We start from the raw sequence: 19537 nt of genomic DNA on the forward strand, positions 1-19537 counted from the left end.
CCCGCGGAGCCTGGGGAGCCGAGCGTCCGCGAGGCCGTCGTCGACAGCGACGCGGCCCCGGCGAACCTGCTCGAGTCGCCGCGCGCCGAGGCCGTCCAGGCCTCGATGTTCGAGGCTCTGGTCACCGACGGTCGGGGCCCGGCGCGCCCGAGCCCGACGCCCACCGAGGACAGCGCGGCCGCTCCCGACCCGGAACCCACGGCCGCCGCGCCCAACCCGCCGAGCCCGCCTGCCTTCGGCCTCGAGGGCCGCGAGGGCGTGGTCGGTCGCCTCGCCGAGCTCGTCGAAGTCGGGGGCGAGCTGCGCGGCCTGGTCGACGCCCTGTTCGGCGAGAGCGTCGTCGTCGATCGCCTGTCCCGGGCCCTCGAGCTGTGGCATCGCCTGCGCGCCGAGCTGCCCGCCGGCCAGCTCGTGCCCCACACCTTCGTGACCCTCGACGGCGACCGCATCGAGCCCACGGGCGTCGTCGTCGGCGGGGCCTCGGACGCCATCGACTCGGCGCTGCTCCAGCAAAAGCGCGAGATCGGCGAGCTCCAGGCCATCGTCGAGGAGCTCGAGGCCAACCTCGAGCGGGCCAGCAACAAGCGCCAGGGCCTCGCCGAGCGCCTCGACGAGGTCGAGCGCGGGCGCGAGGCTAGCGAGGGCGAGGTGCTCGAGGCCGAGAAGGCCCGGGTCGGCGCCCAGCAGGAGGTCTCGTCCATCGAGGAGGCGCGCGCCCGCCTGAGCCGGCAGCTCCACCAGCTGCGCGAGAACCGGGCGACCCTCGAGACCACCTTGATGCAGCGCCAGGACGAGCGCGTCGACCTCGAGGGCGAGCTCGCCGAGCTGCGCGAGCTGATCCCGGAGCTCGAGGAGACCGCCGGCGAGCTCGAGGAGCGCGTCGAGGCCCTCGACGAGCAGCGCTCGACGGTCAGCGAGACCCTCACCGAGCTCAAGGTCCAGCTCGCCAGCTGGCAAGAGCAGCGCAACGCCCTGGCCGCGGCCAGCGAGCGCCTGCGCAAGCAGATCCACAGCGAGCGCGAGCGAGCCAAGCGCCTGGGCCTGGCGGCCGAGGAGGCCGTCCAGCGCATCGAGGAGCTGCGCGAGGCCATCGAGTCCATGGTCGAGGAGCACGCGGCCCTGCTCGACGAGCACAAGGTCGCGAGCGACGCCAAGCTCGACGCCGTCGAGGCCCACGAGGCGGCGGTGCTCCGCGTCGACGAGCTGCAGCTGGCGATCCGCAACCTGCGGACGGCGCTCGAGGACGAGCGCGAGCGCTTCCAGGAGGTCGAGCTCGGCCTGCGCGAGCTGGTGCTCGAGCGCCAGCACCTCGAGGCCGACGTCTCCGACCGCTTCGACGCCGAGCTGCGCACCTTGCTGGTCGACTTCCACGACCGCGGCCTGGTCACCCCAGAGCAGCGCGATCGGGTCAAGGAGCTCAAGCGCATCCTCTCGCGCATGGGCGAGGTCAACCTGACGGCCATCGCCGAGTACGAGGAAGTCTCGGGCCGCTACGAGTACCTCACGGGCCAGCGCAAGGACCTCGAGGACGCCATCGAGCAGCTCCAGGAGGCCATCGACCGGATCAACGAGACCACCCGGGAGCGCTTCGCCGAGACCTTCGAGAAGGTCAACGAGAAGTTCCAGACCCTGTTCCCGCGGCTGTTCAACGGCGGCCAGGCCAAGCTGGTGCTGACCGACCCCTCGGACATGCTGACCACCGGCGTCGACATCCTCGCCCAGCCCCCGGGCAAGAAGGTCGCCTCCCTCGAGCTGTTGTCCGGCGGCGAGAAGGCCCTGACCGCGGTCAGCCTGATCTTCGGCATCTTCCTGATCAAGAGCAGCCCCTTTTGTCTGCTCGACGAGGTCGACGCCCCCCTCGACGAGGCCAACGTCGGCCGCTTCTCGGACATGGTCAGCGAGCTGTCCGCGGACACGCAGTTCATCATCATCACGCACAACAAGCGGACCATGGAGATCGCCGACCGCCTCTACGGCGTGACCATGCAGCAGCGCGGCGTGTCGAAGCTGGTCTCGGTCAACATGCGCCGGGCCGTCGCCGAGTCGATGGTCAGCTGAGGGCTGTTTTGCCCCCACGGGCGGCTCGGGACCGGGGGCGCTTCGTCGCTGTCCGCTCCTCCGCTCTGGTCGTGGGGCAATGGGGCTCGTGCCTTGGAGAGGGCATGGGGTCGCCCCCGCGAGCGGGGGCGTGGATTTGATGCCGCCCCGAGTCGTTGACGTGGCATGATCGCGGCATGCGCTGGTTGTCTGGCTCGTTCGTCGTCGTGTTCGCCGCCGCTTGGGGGCTCATCGGTTGCGGCGCGCAGCCGGCCGGAGTCGAGAGCGGGGACAAGGCGCCCGTCGAGGGCGGCATGGGCGGCTTTGGGTCGTCGGCGCTCAGCAAGGGCAAGGGCAAGGGGCTGATCGGCGAGGACGGGAAGCAGGTGACGCCGACGCAGCCGGGCTCGCTGATCGGCGAGGACGGGAAGCAGGTGACGCCGACGCAGCCGGGCTCGCTGATTGGCGAGGACGGGAAGCAGCTGGCGCCCAAGCAGCCCGGGGCGCTGATCGGCGAGGACGGGAAGCAGCTGGCGCCGCAGCAACCCGGGGCGTTGATCGGCGAAGACGGGAAGCAGCTGGCGCCGCCGAAGCCATGACGCGCCGACCTTCGCTCCCGCTGGCCTTGGTCGGCGCGCTGTGGGCCTGCTCGCCCGAGGACGGGCAGGGCGAGTCGGGCACGCCAGGCTCGGACACGTTGGGCGGGTCGGACGAGGTCGGCGAGTCAGAGGAGTCGACGGAGGGCGGCGAGTCGGGCGAGCCCGAGCCGGACTTGCCCGAGGAGGGGCCGAGCGACTGCGAGCGCCTCGAGGAGCTGCTCGGGCTGCTTGGAGACGAGGGCGGGAGCGCGGCGGGGCAGGCCGCCATCGACGAATTCCTACGCGCGGTCAGCTACGGCGAGCGGGGCTTCCCGATCGTCGAACAGGGGAAGCTCGCGGTCGTGTTCGTGGGCGCGCCGGGCCAGGCCGTGGCCGTGGCCGGCGACTTCAACGGCTGGCAGGGCGACGAGCACGGCCTCGACGAGCGCGCGCCGGGCTTTTACGCCGCCGTGATCGACCTGGGCGGGGCGCCGACGGGGCTCTACAAGCTCGTGATCGACGGCAGCTACGTCGCCGACCCCCTCGCCCGGCGCTTTGGTTGGGACGAGTTCGGCGAGTACTCGCAGCTCGGCGCCCTGCCGGAGCGCAGCCACCACGAGCGCTGGCCGGCCTTTGACATGGGCGCGGGCCAGCTCGAGGCGCGCACGGTCACGGTGTTCGTGCCGGCGGGCGTCGACGTCGAGGGCGACGAGCTGCTGCCCGTGCTCTACATGCACGACGGCCAGAACCTGTTCGACCCCAACGCGCTGTTTGGCGGATGGCGCGTGGGCGAGACCCTCGACGCGGCCGTGGCCCAGGCCCTGCTCGAGCCGATCTTGGTCGTCGCCGTGGACAACACCCCCGCGCGCTTCGACGAGTACACGCCGGTGCTCGACGCCCTCGACGGGGCGCCCGTGGGCGGCCGCGCGGACGAGTACGCCGACTTCCTCGCCGACGGCGTCAAGCCCTTCGTCGAGGCCCGCTACCCCGCCGCGAGCGCGCCCGGTCAGGTCGGGGTCATGGGTTCGTCGCTGGGCGGCCTGGTCAGCCTGTACATCGGGCATCGCCACCGCGCGCGCTTTGGCAACGCGGCGTCGATGTCGGGGACCCTCGGCTGGGGCAGCTTCGAGCTCGACAACCCGACCTTGCTCGACGCGTGGCTGGACGAGCCGCCCGTCGGGCTGCGGGTCTACGTCGACTCCGGCGGCGGCCCGGGCATGGGCTGTCCCGGCGACGGCTCGGACAACTACTGCGACAACGTCGCGTTCGCGGACGGCTTGCGCGCGCTCGGTTGGGTCGACGAGGACGACCTCTTTTACCGTTGGGATCCGGGGGCGCCGCACAGCGAGCCCGCCTGGGCCGACCGGCTGCTGCCCGCGCTCTACGACTGGTGGCCCTGAGCGCCGGGCGCACTCCCGGACAGTTTGGGATTTTGAGAGTAGTTCAAACTGCATGGATTACGGGGAAATGAAGGGGCGCAATCCACTCGTTTGCGTAGATTGCGGTGTCCCCAACAAAGCGACCGTTCTGAGAGTTTGCTCGCCGCATAGAGTCGAACTCGTGGTCGACTGTCGTGGCTATGGGCGATTCGAAAGCATGGGTAGCGCTGGCGTTTGGGTTCGTCGCGGCTTGCGGTGGCAGTGAGCGCGGCGACGGGACCACGGCGACGGACGGGGTGAGCACCCTCGGCGAGGATGGGATCGACACGACCGCCGCGGACGAGCTCGGGGACGAGGGCGAGACCTCGCCGAAGCTCGATCTGACCACCGGCGGCGGCCAGGAGGGGGCCGAGGACGAGGGCGGCGACGAGGAGTGCGGTCCCGAGCACCTGCCCACGCCCAACGCCACCTTGACCGGCACCGTGTACGCGCCCAACCTCGAGATCCCGATCAGCGGCGCGCTCGTCTACCTCGTCGACGAGGATCCCGAGCCCGTGCCCGACGGCGTCTACTGTGCCGAGTGCGTCGAGCTGCCCTGCGAAAAGCACTACGTGCTGACCGAGCCCGACGGCAGCTTCGAGCTCCCCGCGGTCGCCGGCCCCGGCCAAAAATTCGTGGTCCAAAAGGGGCAGTTCCTCCACGTCACCGAGATGGACGTCGCCCAGGGCGACGTGCAGGTCCCGGCCGTCGACAGCAGCCTGCCCGGCGAGTGGAACCCGGCCGCGGGCCACTGGATCCCGCGCATCGCCGTGTTCGAGACCTTCAACGACTCGATCTACGATCTGCTGGCGAAGATCGGCCTGGGCCAGATCGACAGCTACGGCGCGCTGGTCGACGGCACCGAGCAGTTCGACGTCCTCGACCCCTACAGCGAGGGTCAGCTCCTCGACAACCTCGACGCGATGATGGGCTACCACATCATCTTCGTGCCCTGCATGTCCCAGGGCGGCCTGGGTCAGCCGGCGAACCGCCTCGACAACATCCGCTCGTGGACCGAGGCCGGCGGCAAGTGGTACGTGACCGACTGGGCCAACGAGTACCTCTACGAGCCCTTCCCGGACTACCAGGACTTCCACGACCCGGACTACCCGGACCTGGGCAGCTACGAGTCCCACGGCACCATCACCGACCCCGACCTGCTCGCGTGGCTCAGCGCCCTGCCGCCGGGGCTCAAGGACATCGGCGGGGGCAGCCCGACCCTCAACAACCTGCCCAGCGTCACCCTCGAGGACAACTGGTCGGGCCTCGACATGATCCACGACATCTTCGTGCAAAACGAAGAGGGCGAGGACGTCAACGTCGGCCACCACGAGTGGGTCAGCGGGCCGTGCGGAGCGTGCACCGACAGCAACACCGAGCGGCCGATGACCGTCAGCGGCCAGTGGGGCTGCGGCCGGATGATGTTCAGCACCTACCACACCACGGAGTTCGAGCATCAGGGGCTCACGCCGCAGGAGCTGGTGCTGCTCTACATCATCCTCGAGATCGGCGTGTGCCACGGCGAGGCTCCCCCGCCGCCGCCGCCCATCGAGTAGCGCTTCGGCGACTCACAACCCGCGGAAGATGAACAGCCCGCTGGCGCTCCCGAGGACGCGGGGGTCCAGCGGGTTGCTCGTCCACGGCCCGGCGCAGGGCAGCGTGATGGTGGCCCCGTCGGCGTGGCGAAACACGGTGCTCGGGCCGTCCTCGAGGGTCCAGCCTGGGGGGAGCTGCAAGTCCTGGGGCGGCGGGCCTGGGACGCGCGTGACGGTGTCGCCGTCGATGCGCCAGGCCGCGTTCACGGCGGGCTGGAAGAAGGGGTGCCCGCGCTCGGCACCTTCGAGGCTCCAGTCGAGCCCCTCGCCAGCCGCGATGTGCAGCCGCAGGTGGCGGCCGTCCGCGGAGAACACCAGCCGGAAGTCGTCCGGCGAGCGCTCGTCCACTTCCGCCGAGGTCAGCACGGGCTCGGTGTGCAAGAGCGCCCCCGAGCGATGGCGCAGCTCGACGCGGCCCTCGCCGAAGGCCGCGACGAGCTCGCCCCCCGGGGACAGGCCGAGGGCGTCGACGTCGACGGTGAGGTCCAGCGAGGCCAGCGTCGCCAGCGAAGGGAGCTCGCGCAAGCGAACCCGGCGGTGCCTGCCGTGGACCACGTGCCGGCCGCTGCGGGAGTAGGCGATGGACTCCCAGTGCGGGACCCGCAGCTGTCCGTCCGTGGGCAGCCACTTGCCGTCCACGGCGCGCCATAGCTGCAGGCGGCTGTGGTTGCAGATGATGAGCTCCGTGCCCACGTGCCACGGTGGCGAGGCGGGGCCGCCCTCGAGGTAGCGGCCAAAGCTCGGGTCGAGCTGCGCCCGGACGGCGCCGCTGTGACCGTCGTAGAGCGTTCGCCCCACGACGAAGTGCTGGCCGTCGGGGTCGAACATCGGCGGCAGGCCAGCGAGCGGGGAGGCGGACTCGTCGGGGGCGTGGTGGGTATCGATGAGCTCGACGCACGCGCTGTCGCCGTCGGCGAGGAGGCGGCCGCTGGGGCTCCACGCGACACGGCCGGCACCCCCTGCTCGCGTCCAGCGGGGCCGCCCGGAGGCGTCGAGGATGCATCGCTCCCCATGGGTCGCAACGAACAGCTCGCCGCCGGGGCCCTCGAGTACCCGGGTGACCGAGTCCAGGAATTCGTGGTGCTGGCGGACCTCGAGGCTGTCCGCGTCGACGAGGCGGAGGACGCCTTCACCGTCGCCGGCCCAGCCGTACACGTAGATGGTTCGGCCGTCGGCGCTCAGCGTGGCCTCGGCCACGCCGATGTCGGGCCAGGGGAGGGGGCGGGGCTCGGCGCCAGGCGAGGCGATGAACTCGGGCGCGTCTTGGCCACGACGAAAGCGGGGGTCGGCGACGCGCCGCGGCTCGCAGGGGGCCCGCTCGTCCCGGGCCGTGACCTCGCCCTGGGCCCAGGTCCACGCGCACTGCTGGGCGTCGGCGTCCCGCCGGTCCCCCCGGGACTTCACCCTCGGGCGCGTCGACGAGCCCGATGATGAGGACTTCTTCGCCCTCGAAGCGCAGGTGGTCGAGGCGCTCGAGGGGCAGGCGCGGCCCGGCGTCGAGCTGGGCGAGCACGCGCGCGTCGGTGGGCCACGGCCGGGTTGGTTGGAGCCACGGCCCGCGGGCGTCGAGGGCTTCGGCCCAGCGGGCCCGGGCGTCGGCGAGCTCGGGCAGGTGCAGGGTCCTCGCGTAGAGATCGACGAGCGCGACCTCGGGGCGCAGGGTCCAAGCGCCCAGGCGCTGGCGGGCGATGGCGGCGAGCTCCGAGCGCAGCTGGCTGACGCGTCCGCCCGTGCCCAGGGCGCCCCCGGCCTCGAGCGCGTCGAGCAAGACCTCGACCGCGGCCAGGCTCTCGCCCGACGCAGCGGCGGGCTCCAGGGCCAAAAAGCTGCTGCTCACGCGACGAAGCATAGGGGACATCCAGGGGCGCCGTTGGGTGTCGGACCCAGCTGTGGCAGGCTTGGCGCGCCGCCGTGTCCTCGCCCGCCCCCGAGTCCGTCGACCCGAGCCCCTCGACGCCGCCCCGATACCGGGCCGTGCTCGGTCTCATCGGTCTGGGCCTGCTGCTGCTCGCGGGCCTGTGGGCCAGTCGTACGGGCCAGCTCGAGGCCGCGGTCGAGCAGGGCATCGCCTTCGCCCGCGAGGCCGGCCCCGGCGGCGACGCGCTCATGGCCGGCAGCTACATCACCGCCGTCGTCGTGATGCTCCCGACCTTCCCGCTGACCATGGGCGCGGGCGTGGTCTGGGGGCCGCTCGTGGCCACGGCGGTGGTCGTGCCCACGGCGACCGTCGGCGTGACCCTGGCCTTCCTGAGCGGGCGCTACCTGTTCCGCGGCGCCGTCGAGGCCCGGGTGCGTCAAAATCCGCGCTTCGTCGCCCTCGACCGGGCCATCGAGGACCAGGGCTTTTGGCTGTGCCTGCTCTTGCGCATGACCCCGGCGATCCCCAACAACATCCTCAACTACTCCCTGGGCGTGACCCGGGTGCGCCTGAGCCACTACGTGCTCGGCAGCATGCTCGGCATGATCCCGGTGACCTTCATGTGGGCGCACATCGGCGCGACCGTGGGGCAGCTGTCGATGAACCCGGACGTCCCGGTGAGCCCGCAGACCCGGGCGGTGCAGGTGCTCTCGCTGGTCGCGACCTTGGCGATGACCGTGGTCGTGACCCGGGTGGCACGCCGGGCGCTGCGCGGAGCCATGGGCGAGGAGAACGAGAGCGAGCCCTGAGCGCGCTGCTACCATCGCCCCGATGTGCCGCTTTGCGATGTACCTCGGGCCGCCGATCCGCCTGAGCCAGCTGGTCACCGAGCCGAGCAACTCGCTCATCCACCAGAGCTACGACGCCAAGGAGCGGGCCGAGCCCCTCAACGGCGACGGCTTCGGGGTCGCGTGGTACGTGCCCGAGCTGCGCGAGGCGCCGGCGGTGTTCAAGTCGATCAGCCCGGCGTGGAACGACGCGAACTTGCTCAACCTCGCCCCGGTCACCCGCAGCCACTGCCTGCTCGCCCACGTGCGCGCGGCCAGCCCGGGCCTGGCGGTGTCCCAGGGCAACTGCCACCCCTTCGTCCGCGGCCGCTTCGCGTTCATGCACAACGGCTCCGTGGGCGGCTTTGGCGAGCTGCGTCGGCGCCTGCGTCAGGGGCTCAGCGACGCGGCCTACGACGCCATCGCCGGCTCGACGGACTCCGAGCACGTGCTCGCGGTGGTCAGCGATCGCTGGGAAGCCCACGCCGCGCTCGCGGACCGGCCCCTCGAGCGCGGGCAAAAGGCGCTGCGCGAGGCCATCGCGACCCTCGAGGCGCTGCGCGTCGAGGAGAAGGTCGAGGCGCCGTCCTACCTCAACCTCGCGTTCACCGACGGCGAGCGGGCCCTGGTCAGCCGCTTCGTCAGCCCGGGCACGGAGCCGGCCCACTCGCTCTACGTCGCCCGCGGGGCCCTGGTGGTCGAGTCCGGGGCCGGGCGCGTGGTCCCGTGCCCGGCCGAGGAGTCCGCGGTGTTCATCGCCTCGGAGCCGCTGGGCGACCGCGAAGGGTGGGAGGCCGTGCCCCAAAACCACGTCGTGGCCGTCGACGCCGATCGCAGCGTGCAGACCGTCGCCTTGTAGAGGACCCCCTAGTCCGCGGGCACGTAGCCGGTGCGCAGGGCGTCGCCGCGGCCGGTGCCCCACAGCACGCAATTGTCCGCGGAGCCGGGCAGGTCCCAGATCTGCACGCCGCCATCGGGCCCGCCCAGCGCGTCCTTGAGCGAGATGACCAGCTCGAGCTGCCCGTCGCCGTCGAGGTCTGCGACCGAGGGCGCGGCCATGGACCCGCGGTGCGCCAGCTCGATCTCGTGCAGCTCGTTGCCGCCCGCGTCGAGCACGATCAGGTGGGCGGGCGCCTCGGGCATGCGCGGCTCGCCGCTGGCGTAGGTGGTGAACAGCACCTCGGGGGAGCCGTCGCCCGAGAGATCGACGATCAGGGCCTCGCTCGCCCCCACGAAGGGGCTCTGGGAGCCGAAGCCGTAGGTCCACATCAGCTCGCCGCCGCTGCGGTAGGCGTAGAGCAGGCCGTCGTAGGCGGGGATCAGGATCTCGAGCCCGGGCTCGCCGTCGAGGTCGCCCACGGAGGGCGCGGGGTAGGTCGGGACGATGTTGTGGCCGAGGTTGTCGTAGACCAGGGGCGGGCCGCTGTCCTTGGGCCACGCCCAGCCCTCGGGGCGCGTCATGTCGGCGTTGAGCACCCAGGTGCTGACGCCCTGGTTGTCGGTCGAGGCGCTGTGCTCGTGGTCGCCGCCGAGCACGATCTCGTGCTCCCCGTCGGCGTCGATGTCGGCGATCACGGGGGGCGAGTAGGTGAACTCCGAGCGGTCGCCCTCGCCCCAGCCCTGCATGGCGAGGGCGAGGTCGTGGTAGGCCTCGACGCCGGTCACCCAGCTGTCGGCGAAGTCCGGGTGGGCCTCGAGGGGGGTCCCGTCGCCGCGCCAGGCCCCGAAGCCGATGGCGTCGTAGGTCGAGACCACGTCGAGCACGCCGTCGCCGTCGAGGTCGCCGGCCCCGATGTTCTGGTTGAAGCCGCCGTAGTCGATGCAGTCGCCCTCGGGGGCGGTGCACTCGCCGACCTGGGGCCAGCCGCTCGCGTGGGTCCCGTCGAGCTCGAACACGTTGGTCGCCGGTCCGCTCGCCTGCTTGGTGATCAGGATCTCGTGGGCGCCGTCGCCGTCGACGTCGGCCGCGGCGATCGAGCGGACCTCGGCGTCGGCGTAGGCCTGGGGCCAGCCGGGCAGGAGCTCGCCGCCGTGGTCGTAGACGGCGACGTTGAGGCCCGCGTCGTCGGGGTGCGCCGAGACGGCGATCTCGACGTCGCCGTCGCCGTCGAGGTCGCCGACGGCCGCCGAGGGCCACATCCGCACGGTGCCGTGCTCGGGCGAGTCGGAGGCGCTGTGCGACCAGGCCGTCTGCCACAGCAAGGCGCCGGCGTGGTCGTAGACGTAGAGGACCGAGTGGCGCGGGGCGACGATGTCGAGCAGGCCGTCGCCGTTGACGTCGACGAGGGCGGGGGAGGCCAGCCAGTTCTCGTCCCAGCTGCCCGGCAAGGTCGCGCGCAACACCGGGGCGAGGACCTCGGCGGATCCGCTGGACACGGCGTCGCACGAGGGCGGGGGCGGCTCGATGGGCTCTCCGGCGTCGGCCTGGGACTCGTCGCCGCCGCCCTCTTGGCCGTCGTCGGCGCAGGCGATGGCGCCCAGCACGGCGCAGATCGACAGGAGCGTCCCTGGGAGTCGGTGAGTGCGCATGGGCGCGATGATAGCGCGGCGGACTCAGCCGGGCTGGAGCCCTCACTGGAACACGACGAAGGGCAGGGCCCGGAGGTCTCGGCGAATCATGCCGTGGACTCGCCCGCCGCGGAGGTGGAGGCGCTCGAGGTGGGCGAAGCGCTCGGGCTCGTCGAGGATCAGCGTCGCCGCCCGGTTGGCCGTTCGAGACGCCGAGACCCGGCGCAGCTGGGCAAACAAAGGCGCATGCGAGAGCTCGCGCAGGGCCTCGCTGCCCGCGTCGCCGAGCTCGAGGTGGAGCTCGACGAGGGCGGGGAGCGAGGCGCTTTGAAACCAGCTGTGGAGCTCGCTCGCGCGGCTGTGGTAGCGACCCCGAGGGGCCCAGCGCACGCGCAAGGTGGTGAGCGCGGGCATGTTCAGGCCGCCCATGCGCGGGATCCAGCTGGCCCCGTCGCCTCCAAAGTTGAGGTTGAGGTCGCGCAGGCGCGGGTGCGCGCTCGAGCGGCTCAGGCGGAAGGTGCCGCGCAGATCCAGGTGCTCGAGGCGGGGGGCGAAGGCCAGGCAGCGCTCGAGCAGGGGGAGCTCGAAGTCCGGGCTGCCGTGGGACAGGCAGTCGATCTCGAGGCTGCGCAGGGCCGGGCGGAGCCCCGACTCGACCACGCGCTGGGCCGCGAGCTCGAGTTCGTTGCCCCGCCCGCCGGCCGCGAGGCCGAGGGTCAAGGTACGCAGGAAGCGGCTCGCGGGGCTGGCGAGGGCCGCGGTCAGCACGGCGTCGAGGCTGCACTGGGGGCGGTAGACCTGGGGCGAGCGCAGCCGGAGGGCGTCGAGCATGCCGTGGCGGTACTCGAGCGAGGCGACCTCGGCGAAGCCGCGGCGCCGGCTCAGCTCGCCCAGGTCCGCGCCGAGCCAGTCCTCGCGCTGCGCGTCGAGGGCGTACAGACGCGCGCGCAGGGCCTCGCGCTGGTCCGCTGGCGTGTCGTCTCGCTCGAGGGCGAGGCTCAGGGCGACGCGCTCGGCGAGGGTCGGGCGCTCGCCCTGGATGTAGTCCGCGTACACGGCCCGCGCGGTGGTGTCGTCGAGCGCGTCCCATACGGCGCGCTCGAGGGCCGCGCGGGTCTGGCTGTCTGCGCTGGGTCGGAGCTCGCGCTCGACGTAGCCCGCCTCGAGCTTGCGGCGGACCTTGGTCTTGGCCTTGACCTGGGCGCTCGCGGGGCTCTTGAAGTGCTCGACGCGGGTCTCGACCTCGCGCTCGCTGGCGAGGCCACTGCCCTTGGCCTCAACCAGCGCGCCAAAGCGCAGCTCGCAGCGGCGCTCGACCACCCGGATCTCCCAAAAGCGCCCGGGCTTGTCGTCCGTGGGCGGGAGCTCGAAGCGGCGGGGCGTGTCGGTCACGCGCTCCCGAGGTCTTCGTCGAGGGCCGCGACCTGGTCCGGGAAGCGCCGGCGCAGCAGGTGGACCGCCAGGTAAAACAGCGGCGTGTCGATGGCCGCGAAGGCCCACTTGAACAGCAGCCCCGACACGAACAGCGGCCACATGTTGGTCCAGGTGATGCCGGCGGCGTCGAAGCTGGCGAGCAGGGCCAGGACCACGAAGGTGTCGACGACCTGCGAGGTGATCGTCGAGGCGTTGTTGCGCAGCCACAGGTGCTTGCCCTTGGTCAGCCGGCGCCAGAAGTGGAACAGCCGGATGTCGATGAACTGAGCCGTCAGGTAGGCCATCATCGAGGCGAACACGGCGACCTTGGACAGGCCAAAGACCTCGTGGAAGGTCGCGTCGCCGATGCCAAATTCGGCGCTCGGGGCCTGGTCGGACAGCTCGACCAAGAGCGTGGTGAACACGCTCGCGGCCAGGCCCGCGAACACCACCTGGTTGGCCCGGCGGGCGCCATAGATCTCCGAGAGGATGTCCGTGACCAGGAAGGTCAGGGGGTAGGCGATGATGCCCACGGACTGCTTGAAGGTGTAGCTGTGCCCGCCGGGGAGCGGGACCTCGAGCACGAAGAACTTCTGGAAGATGAGGTTGCAGGCGACCAGGGCCGCGATGAACAGCCCGGCGAGGGCGAGGTAGAGCTGCTCGTAGAGGTCGCCGTCCATGGGGACGGCCTTGGGCTCGGCTTCGGTCATGGCTGGGCTTCCTCCGCGGCCTCTGGGTTGGTTGGCGGGCGGGACAGCGGCCAGCTCAGGGCGCTGAGCAGACCGAAGAAGGTGATCACGCCGAGGCGCTGGGCGAGCACGAACAAGCTGATGGCGACGGCGTCGAGGCCGACCCAGCCGAGGCCGCCGGCCCACCCGACCTCGAGGATGCCGAGGCCGCCGGGGGTGAAGCCGAGCATGCCCGCGAGCTGGGCGATGGGCGTGGCCGCGGTCATGTCGACCCAGCCGATGTCGAGGCCGACGGCCCGGGCGATGCCCCAAAACTGGAGCACCACGGTGGCGAAGCGCAGCACGCTGTAGAGCGCCACGGCGCTGCTCAGCGTCAAGGTGATGGGCGGGGTCTCGAGGGGCGCGGCGTCCTTGGGCTCGCGCCCGCGCAGCCGGGCGAGGAGGCCCTTGAGGCCGAGGTATGCCCACAGCGCCACGCGCACGCCGGGGGCGAGCAGGGGGATGGCCAGGGCCATGAACACGGCGGCGCAGGCCAGCAAGCTCAGGCCCGGGGCGAGCTCCGGACCGAACAGCGGGTCGAACCAACCCTGGCGCAGGGCCAGGGCCCAGCCGAGCAAGACCACGGGCAGGACCAGGTCCAAGAGGCGCTCGAGCACGACCTGCATCGCCGCGTGGCCGAGGCTGCGATCGCTGCCGGCCGAGCGCAGGGCCACGCCGCGGCCGACGAGGTCCATGGCCAGCGTCGAGGTGAACTGGCCGATGAAGCGGGTCACGACCAGGCCGTAGAAGTAGGCGACGTAGGGCAGGCGGGTGCCGCCCATGGCCTCGGCCAGCAGGCGCCAGCGCGCGGCCGTGACCACGCTGGCCAGGGTCGTGCCGAGGAGCCCGACGGCGATCCAGCCCGGGTGCAGCTCGACGCGGTCGCGCAGCGCCGCCCAGTCCGGGGCCAGCCACGAGAGCACGGCCGCGAACAAGATCAGCCCGAGGACCGCGCGCAGCGTGCTCTTGAGCCAGGTGGGCAGGCTCGCCTTGGGCGCGTCGTCAGCCATCGATGCTCGCTGGATCGGGGGCTGGATCGGGGGCTGGGTCGGGCTCGGTGTCCGCTTCGGCCGAGAGCCCAAAGGCCCGGCGCCAGTCGAGGTCGAGGCGGCGCTGGGCGAGGATCCCCAGCAGCACGCCCATGGACAGCTGGGTCACGAACATCCAGAAGATGAACACGCTGCCGCGGTCGAGGATGATCGCCTCGGTCGCGAACATGCTCAGGCCCAGGAGCAGCCCGGTGTGGAAGATGCCGAGCTGACCCGGCCCGCCGGGCAAGAGCAGCGAGATGCCGAGCACGGCCATGACCGCGGAGGCCTCGGCGAGGCTCAGGTCCAGGCCGCAGCCGCGGGCGAGCAGCCAGGTCCCGAGGGCGTTGAAGGCCCAGTAGGCCAGGGTCCCGGCCAGGAACTTGAACAGCGCGCCGAAGGAGGGGAGGGCGGCGAGGCCCTCGGCGAGGCCGCGGGCGAGGCCCTCGAGCTTGTCGGCCATGGGCGGGACGACGCGGCCGAGGGTGGCCGAGACCAGGCGGCCGACGCTGCCCGGGGCCAGGGCCATGGCGATGAGCACGACGAGCACCGCCGCCAGGGCGCCCGTGGCCACGAGCCCCGCCGCGCGCAGCTCGGCGACGGCCTTGGCCTGCTCGCCGCTGACCTCGGGCAGCAGGGGCAGGCAGGCGAAGAACAGCCCGCAGACCACGAGGCCGTCGACGATGCGCTCGATGGCCACCGTGCCCAGGGCCTGGCTCATGGTCACCTCGCTCTTTTCGGCCAGGAAGATCGGCCGGGCGAACTCGCCCAGGCGCAGGGGCAGGACCATGATCCACATGGTCCCGGCCATCGACACGGTCAGCGTGGTCTCGAGCGGGACCTCGGCGAGGGGCTCGACGAGGTAGTGCCAGCGCCCCGCTCGGAACACGAAGTAGCCGACGAGGGTGAGCAGGTAGACGGGCAGGACCCAGGGCGCGAGCCAGGGGTCGTCGGGGATGAACTGGATGCGGCGGACGAGGGCGAACACGAAGCCGGCGCCGATGACCACCGAAAGCGAGAGGCGAAGCCACCACTGCGCGCGGGTGCTTCGCCTCTTTCGCTCTTGCGTCATGTCGCGCTCTCGTCTCGCGCGCGCCTGGGGAGGATCAGCTCTTCCGGAATCGGCTGGGGAAGGAGTCGCCGAAGTCCTTGTCGGAGTGGATCACGCGGGCGCGGGCGATGAGGGTGTCCTCGGTCTCCTTGCGCTCCGGGTCGGGGAGGCAGCACTCGACGGGGCACACGGCCTGGCAGGCCTCGTACTCGTGGAAGCCGACGCACTCGGTGCACAGGTTGGGGTCGATCACGTAGATCTCCTCACCCTCGGAGATGGCCTCGTTGGGGCACTCGGGCTCGCAAGCGCCACAGTTGATGCACTCTTCGGTGATGTGGGTGGCCATCGTCTCTCTCCTGCTCGATTCTCGTCGTTGGGGGTCCGTGCCGAAGCGGTCGGGGTGTGGGAGCGCATCCACGCGCTCTGACGTCCCAGGCGCGAGTGTACCCGTGGCGCCGTAGAGATCAAGACATCCACGTCCCCGGGCGCGCCTTTGGCCGGAGTTCGGAGCCATTCGTGCGCAGCAACCCCGACGCGTCAGCGCAGCAGCGCGAGGGTCTTGTCCGCGACCTCCTCGAATTCTCGCATCGCGCGCGCGATGTTCACCTTCGGATCGAGGACGCTCGTCACCAGATACTCCTCCCACAGGAGCTTGGACATGAGCACGAATTCGTCGCTCTCGAGCACGATCAGCGCGCGCCCGAGGCCGAAGATGATCGTGTCGATGGTCAGCCGGCACATCGCCTGGCCGACCTGCGCGCCGGCGATGCACACGTCGATGGACTCGATCTTGGCCGGCCGGTGGGCGGTGTCGATGGTGTCGTCGACCCCGTCGGACAGCACGATGCCCAGGGCGTGAGGGACCCCCTCGATGAACTCGCCGAGGATCTCCCCGAACTCGCTGACCCCGCGGTCGATGGCGTCCTCTTGGCTGTCGGCGGCGTTGGTCATGGCTCAGGGCTGCTCTCGAGCTCCGGGGCGAAGCGCACGACTCGGCGCTTGCGAATCGCCTCGAGCGTCGCGCGGAACTCTCCCATGCGCCAGCTCGCCGCGATCTCTTCGCGCAGCTTGGCCTCTCGGGCCGCGCGCAGCTCGTCGGGGGGCGCGGAGCCGTCGGCGAGCTGGGCGGGGTCGATGCGCGCGACGAGCACGAGGTGCTCGCCGAAGTCGGTGGGGAAGGGGCCGACGAGGCCAGCTTTGCCCGGGGCGGTCACGGCCTCGAGCCACTGCGCGTTGATGTCGACGACCTCCTCGGGGGCGAACACGAATTTCTCGAAGCGGATCCGGAAGCCGCCGAGCTCGCCGTCCGAGGCGGGCTGGAAGTCGCGCCGGGTGCCGCCGATGATCTTGCCGAACAGCTCGCAGTCGTCGCCGAGCTGGTCCTCGACGGCGAGCACCCGGTCGGCGACGGGCTGGAAGATCGTCGCGGCCTTGGCGTGCCAGGCGGCCTCGAGGGCGGGGTCGGGGCTGCGCTCGGGCGCGCCCTGCTCGGCGAACTGGTTGGCGACCTTGGCCCCCAGCGCGCTGCCGGGCACGGGGGCGTTGCGGCCCGCGACCTCTTCGCCGGGCACGATCAGGGTCTGGCAGATGACCCACAGCTCGGGGTGGAACAGGCGCTGGGTCACGCGCACGTCCTCCATGTTCGCGGCCACGGTGCGCCCGGGGATGTCCTCGGCGCGGTGCGTGGGCTCGAACTCCCGCTCGAGCCACAGCCGGACCATGGCCGCGCGCTCGAGGTGGCCGCGGCGGGCCGGGTCGAGGTCGTCGGGGTGCTCGGGGGGCGTGGTCAGGGCGTCGAGCTCGGCCCGCCGGGCCGCGACCAGGCGCAGGGTGTCGAGGGCCCGCTCGGCGGCCTCGGCCTCGCTGATGCCCTCGCGCGCGGCGATGGCCTCGACCACCTCGCGGTCGACCACGAGGGCGTCCTCGGCCGAGCCGTCCGCGAGCTGGGCGACGACCTCGCGCTTGGGCGTCGCGCCGCCTTGGCAGGCGAGCGCGGGACTCAGCGCGGCGACGAGCAGCCCGATCCGGGCCGCGTCAGAACGCGAGCGAGAACGCGAGGTTGCCGATGCGGTGGTCGCCAAAGCGCGTCGACCGAACCGTGCCGTAGCCAAAGTCCTGATCGATGCAGACCGACGAGAGCTCTTTGCAGCGCACGAACGCATGGTTGTAGGTGGCCTCGATCCACGCACCGTCGAGCCATCCTAACCCCTGGAATTTCGAGACGCCATCGAGCTCCCAGATCAATCGCCCGCCCACGGTGTGCGACCAAAAGTGGGTCATCTTGGGGTCGTCGCTGCGCCAGGGGTAGTCGATGTCCCAGACCCCGTCGTTGCGCCAAAAATAGGCCTCGGACTGGGTGTAGTAGCGGTAGCGCAGGCGCATCTGCAGGTGTTTGATGGGGCGAAAATGCGCGCGCAGGTCGATGGCGTGGGCCTCCACGGACCAGTTGTCGGCGTAGAAGCGGTAGCGCGGCTCGAGGGCCATCTTGGCCTTGGGGATGGCGTAGCGCGCCCACACCGAGGCGGCGCCGCGGGTCCGCTGCCACGGGTGGATCTCGGCGTCGCCGTTGCGGGCCCGCCGGTAGGGGTTGTCCTGGGGCCCCTCGGCGTGGATGCCCTCGAGGTTCACGCCGGCCACGAGGTGCTTGGTCAGCACGTGGCTGTAGCCCGCGGACAGGTAGTGGATGCGCAGCAAGTTGGTGTCGCCGCTGCTGAGCCACGGGGAGTTGGCGCCGATGTTGTTGGTGATGCGGAAGGCCCGGTCGAAGCTGGTCGAGTAGCTCAGCGAGACGTTGGCGGTCTTTTGCAGGAACTCCCGCGACACGCCGAAGCCGAAGTTGTTGCCGGTGTAGTCGGTCTCCGTCGAGTAGCGGTAAAAGGCCGTGGCGGACCAGTCTTCGATCTTGGTCGACGCGCGCAGGCTGGTCTCGTGGCGCATCTCGGTGAACACCCGATCGCCCCCCAGGGCCAGGGCGCCCGCGCCGATCGAGGCCGAGGAGATGACGTCGAGCAGGTACTCGGCCTCGAGGGTCAGGCGCTCGTCGGGCAGCTCCTTGCGGAAGGTGACCATGGGCTGGAGCACCCGCGTGGAGGTCTCGCGGTAGTAGTTGCCGCGCACGGTCACGCGGTCCTCGGCGTGGCCGACCTGGCCGGTGAGCTGCCCGGGGGCGAACGCGACGAGGGCGACGATCAGCGCCGCCAGCAGGATGTTGAGCGCGCGACGCATGGGCGCTTCAGCCACAGCCGCAGCCACCGCCCGAGGCCCCGTGCCCGCCAAAGCCGGCCTCACGGGCCGACTCGATGTGGCTGTGGAAGGTCTCTTCGAGGCCGTCCCCGGCCGGGTCCATCTCGGGCTGGGCGAGGACGCCGCGCTCGTGGGGCGAAACGGTGACGCAGGCCGAGGGCGCGACGCCGAGGAAGACGACGGTCACGAGGGCCAGCGGCCGCGCGAGGCAAGTGGCGCGCATGGGGGTCAGCCTGCACGACCGACGGCCACGTGGGCAAGCCCGGGCGGACATTTGCGCTTGGTGTCTGGCTCGACGCCCGGGCGCGTTGGCTCTGGACCGAGCGACCTTCCACGGCCTGGCTCCATCGCCGCGCGGGCGGCCCCTTCGTTGCGCGTTGGGGACCGCGGACCGAGCTCGAGCTCCGGGGTTTGCGCGTCGACGAGCGCGGACTCGCCGAGAGCGGCCGTGACCTGCCCCGCGGAGCGCTGGGATTTCGCGCGGCACAGGCTCGCCATGGATCGTGTAGGGTCCCGGCGATGGCCGGTCCTCTGATTGCGATCGATGGCCCCGCGGGGGCCGGAAAGACGACCGTCGCTCGCGCCGTGGCGCGGGAGCTCGGCGCGGCCCTCCTCGACACCGGCGCGATTTACCGCAGCCTCGCCTGGCTGGCCCGCGAGCGCGGCGTCGACTGGGGCGACGAGCCGGCCCTGGCCACCCTCGCCGAGTCCCTGCGCATCGAGTTCGTGCCCGCCCCGGCGAGCGAGCCCGACAGCCCCCAGCGCGTGCTCGTGCGCGCGCCGGAATCGGCCGACGTGACCGCGGTGATCCGCACCCCGGAGGTGTCCGAGGGCGCCTCGCGGGTGTCCAGCCTGCCCGCGGTCCGGGGGGCGCTGCTCGGCATCCAGCGCGCCATCGCCGCGAAGGCCGTCGAGGCCGGAGGCTGCGTCGCCGAGGGCCGGGACATGGGCACGGTCGTGTTCCCCAACACGCCCCACAAGTTCTTTCTCACGGCTTCCTCTGGGGCGCGGGCCGATCGGCGCTACCGCGAGCTGGTCGCCAAGGGCGTCGCGGAGACCTCCGTGGGCGAGGTCGAGGCGCAAATGCGCGTGCGAGACCAGCGGGATTCCTCACGCGATAGTGCGCCCCTGCGCCAGGCCGACGACGCGACCTTGGTCGACTCGAGCGAGATGGGCGTCGAGCAGGTCGTGACCCACATCCTCGCGGCCGTGCGCGCCTCGCCTGTTTAGGCGACTCACAGGCTGTGCGCCGT

The 19537-nt window shown here is 71.7% G+C and carries 19 protein-coding genes; 7 read left to right on the plus strand and 12 right to left on the minus strand.

Annotation, left to right across the window (positions count from 1 at the left end; translation table 11 throughout):
- From PPSIR1_RS17770 to PPSIR1_RS17785, 4 genes are all read left to right on the plus strand, one after another.
- Positions 1 to 2058, plus strand: a 2058-nt coding sequence (locus PPSIR1_RS17770) for a coiled-coil domain-containing protein (RefSeq protein ID WP_006972494.1), incomplete at its 5' end; no start/stop codon positions are given.
- Between the two features lie 176 nt (positions 2059 to 2234).
- On the plus strand, positions 2235 to 2636 hold the full coding sequence (locus PPSIR1_RS17775) for a hypothetical protein (protein ID WP_006972495.1): 402 nt from the start codon (positions 2235 to 2237) through the stop codon (positions 2634 to 2636).
- Positions 2633 to 4015 carry an alpha/beta hydrolase gene (locus PPSIR1_RS43050; RefSeq protein ID WP_157595670.1) on the plus strand — a complete coding sequence of 461 codons (1383 nt, stop codon included), beginning with the start codon at positions 2633 to 2635 and terminating at the stop codon, positions 4013 to 4015. Before PPSIR1_RS17775 ends, PPSIR1_RS43050 begins: the two co-directional genes overlap by 4 nt.
- 275 nt (positions 4016 to 4290) lie before the next feature.
- Complete coding sequence (locus PPSIR1_RS17785; RefSeq protein WP_006972497.1) at positions 4291 to 5589, plus strand: hypothetical protein; 1299 nt, start codon at positions 4291 to 4293, stop codon at positions 5587 to 5589.
- A gap of 12 nt (positions 5590 to 5601) precedes the next feature.
- On the opposite strand, the gene PPSIR1_RS17790 is transcribed toward PPSIR1_RS17785, so the two are convergent.
- Entirely contained in the window at positions 5602 to 6825 is a 1224-nt protein-coding gene (locus tag PPSIR1_RS17790; RefSeq protein ID WP_157595671.1) for a WD40 repeat domain-containing protein, read from the minus strand.
- Positions 6758 to 7465 carry a hypothetical protein gene (locus tag PPSIR1_RS48000; protein ID WP_157595672.1) on the minus strand — a complete coding sequence of 236 codons (708 nt, stop codon included), beginning with the start codon at positions 7463 to 7465 and terminating at the stop codon, positions 6758 to 6760. The genes PPSIR1_RS17790 and PPSIR1_RS48000 overlap by 68 nt, the downstream gene beginning before the upstream one ends.
- 74 nt (positions 7466 to 7539) lie before the next feature.
- Here PPSIR1_RS48000 and PPSIR1_RS17795 point away from each other — a divergent pair, with 74 nt between their 5' ends.
- Both PPSIR1_RS17795 and PPSIR1_RS17800 read left to right on the plus strand, forming a co-directional pair.
- Positions 7540 to 8295, plus strand: a complete 756-nt coding sequence (locus PPSIR1_RS17795; RefSeq protein WP_157595673.1) for a TVP38/TMEM64 family protein — start codon at positions 7540 to 7542, stop codon at positions 8293 to 8295.
- A gap of 22 nt (positions 8296 to 8317) precedes the next feature.
- Positions 8318 to 9172, plus strand: a complete 855-nt coding sequence (locus PPSIR1_RS17800) for a class II glutamine amidotransferase (protein ID WP_006972500.1) — start codon at positions 8318 to 8320, stop codon at positions 9170 to 9172.
- 8 nt (positions 9173 to 9180) lie between these two features.
- Here the strand turns inward: PPSIR1_RS17800 and PPSIR1_RS17805 are convergent, their stop codons facing one another.
- The 10 genes from PPSIR1_RS17805 to PPSIR1_RS17850 form a co-directional block, all read right to left on the minus strand.
- A complete protein-coding gene (locus tag PPSIR1_RS17805) occupies positions 9181 to 10842 on the minus strand; it encodes an FG-GAP repeat domain-containing protein (protein WP_157595674.1) in 1662 nt (553 codons plus the stop codon).
- 42 nt (positions 10843 to 10884) lie between these two features.
- Complete coding sequence (locus PPSIR1_RS17810) at positions 10885 to 12213, minus strand: hypothetical protein (RefSeq protein WP_006972502.1); 1329 nt, start codon at positions 12211 to 12213, stop codon at positions 10885 to 10887.
- Positions 12210 to 12944: a queuosine precursor transporter gene (locus PPSIR1_RS17815; RefSeq protein WP_006972503.1), complete on the minus strand. Its 735-nt coding sequence runs from the start codon at positions 12942 to 12944 to the stop codon at positions 12210 to 12212. Before PPSIR1_RS17815 ends, PPSIR1_RS17810 begins: the two co-directional genes overlap by 4 nt.
- Entirely contained in the window at positions 12941 to 13972 is a 1032-nt protein-coding gene (locus PPSIR1_RS17820) for a lysylphosphatidylglycerol synthase transmembrane domain-containing protein (protein WP_006972504.1), read from the minus strand. Before PPSIR1_RS17820 ends, PPSIR1_RS17815 begins: the two co-directional genes overlap by 4 nt.
- Positions 13965 to 14999: a lysylphosphatidylglycerol synthase transmembrane domain-containing protein gene (locus PPSIR1_RS17825; protein ID WP_006972505.1), complete on the minus strand. Its 1035-nt coding sequence runs from the start codon at positions 14997 to 14999 to the stop codon at positions 13965 to 13967. The genes PPSIR1_RS17820 and PPSIR1_RS17825 overlap by 8 nt, the downstream gene beginning before the upstream one ends.
- A gap of 97 nt (positions 15000 to 15096) precedes the next feature.
- Entirely contained in the window at positions 15097 to 15387 is a 291-nt protein-coding gene (locus tag PPSIR1_RS17830) for a YfhL family 4Fe-4S dicluster ferredoxin (protein ID WP_006972506.1), read from the minus strand.
- Positions 15388 to 15578: 191 nt separating this feature from the next.
- The gene (locus PPSIR1_RS17835) at positions 15579 to 15992 is read right to left on the minus strand and encodes a hypothetical protein (protein ID WP_006972507.1); all 414 of its coding nucleotides are present in this window, start codon (positions 15990 to 15992) and stop codon (positions 15579 to 15581) included.
- Positions 15989 to 17122: a hypothetical protein gene (locus tag PPSIR1_RS17840; RefSeq protein WP_006972508.1), complete on the minus strand. Its 1134-nt coding sequence runs from the start codon at positions 17120 to 17122 to the stop codon at positions 15989 to 15991. Before PPSIR1_RS17840 ends, PPSIR1_RS17835 begins: the two co-directional genes overlap by 4 nt.
- A complete protein-coding gene (locus tag PPSIR1_RS17845; protein ID WP_006972509.1) occupies positions 17076 to 18266 on the minus strand; it encodes a DUF3570 domain-containing protein in 1191 nt (396 codons plus the stop codon). Before PPSIR1_RS17845 ends, PPSIR1_RS17840 begins: the two co-directional genes overlap by 47 nt.
- Before the next feature lie 7 nt (positions 18267 to 18273).
- Positions 18274 to 18507 (minus strand): DUF4266 domain-containing protein, encoded by a 234-nt coding sequence (locus PPSIR1_RS17850; RefSeq protein ID WP_006972510.1) that lies wholly within the window; start codon positions 18505 to 18507, stop codon positions 18274 to 18276.
- Positions 18508 to 18803: 296 nt separating this feature from the next.
- On the opposite strand from PPSIR1_RS17850, the gene cmk reads away from it, so the two are divergent.
- The gene (gene cmk, locus PPSIR1_RS17855) at positions 18804 to 19514 is read left to right on the plus strand and encodes a (d)CMP kinase (protein ID WP_006972511.1); all 711 of its coding nucleotides are present in this window, start codon (positions 18804 to 18806) and stop codon (positions 19512 to 19514) included.
- Positions 19515 to 19537: the final 23 nt, after the last annotated feature.

Origin of the sequence: Plesiocystis pacifica SIR-1 (genome assembly GCF_000170895.1) — a bacterium.
Taxonomy (GTDB): domain Bacteria; phylum Myxococcota_A; class Polyangia; order Nannocystales; family Nannocystaceae; genus Plesiocystis; species Plesiocystis pacifica.

Bases quoted from the DNA above. Each gene is read 5' to 3' on its own strand.
- PPSIR1_RS17775 (WP_006972495.1), top strand. From the start codon at position 2,235: ATGCGCTGGTTGTCTGGCTCGTTCGTCGTCGTGTTCGCCGCCGCTTGG.
- PPSIR1_RS43050 (WP_157595670.1), top strand. From the start codon at position 2,633: ATGACGCGCCGACCTTCGCTCCCGCTGGCCTTGGTCGGCGCGCTGTGG.
- PPSIR1_RS17800 (WP_006972500.1), top strand. From the start codon at position 8,318: ATGTGCCGCTTTGCGATGTACCTCGGGCCGCCGATCCGCCTGAGCCAG.
- PPSIR1_RS17805 (WP_157595674.1), bottom strand. From the start codon at position 10,842: ATGCGCACTCACCGACTCCCAGGGACGCTCCTGTCGATCTGCGCCGTG.
- PPSIR1_RS17815 (WP_006972503.1), bottom strand. From the start codon at position 12,944: ATGACCGAAGCCGAGCCCAAGGCCGTCCCCATGGACGGCGACCTCTAC.
- PPSIR1_RS17820 (WP_006972504.1), bottom strand. From the start codon at position 13,972: ATGGCTGACGACGCGCCCAAGGCGAGCCTGCCCACCTGGCTCAAGAGC.
- PPSIR1_RS17830 (WP_006972506.1), bottom strand. From the start codon at position 15,387: ATGGCCACCCACATCACCGAAGAGTGCATCAACTGTGGCGCTTGCGAG.
- PPSIR1_RS17835 (WP_006972507.1), bottom strand. From the start codon at position 15,992: ATGACCAACGCCGCCGACAGCCAAGAGGACGCCATCGACCGCGGGGTC.
- PPSIR1_RS17845 (WP_006972509.1), bottom strand. From the start codon at position 18,266: ATGCGTCGCGCGCTCAACATCCTGCTGGCGGCGCTGATCGTCGCCCTC.
- PPSIR1_RS17850 (WP_006972510.1), bottom strand. From the start codon at position 18,507: ATGCGCGCCACTTGCCTCGCGCGGCCGCTGGCCCTCGTGACCGTCGTC.
- cmk (WP_006972511.1), top strand. From the start codon at position 18,804: ATGGCCGGTCCTCTGATTGCGATCGATGGCCCCGCGGGGGCCGGAAAG.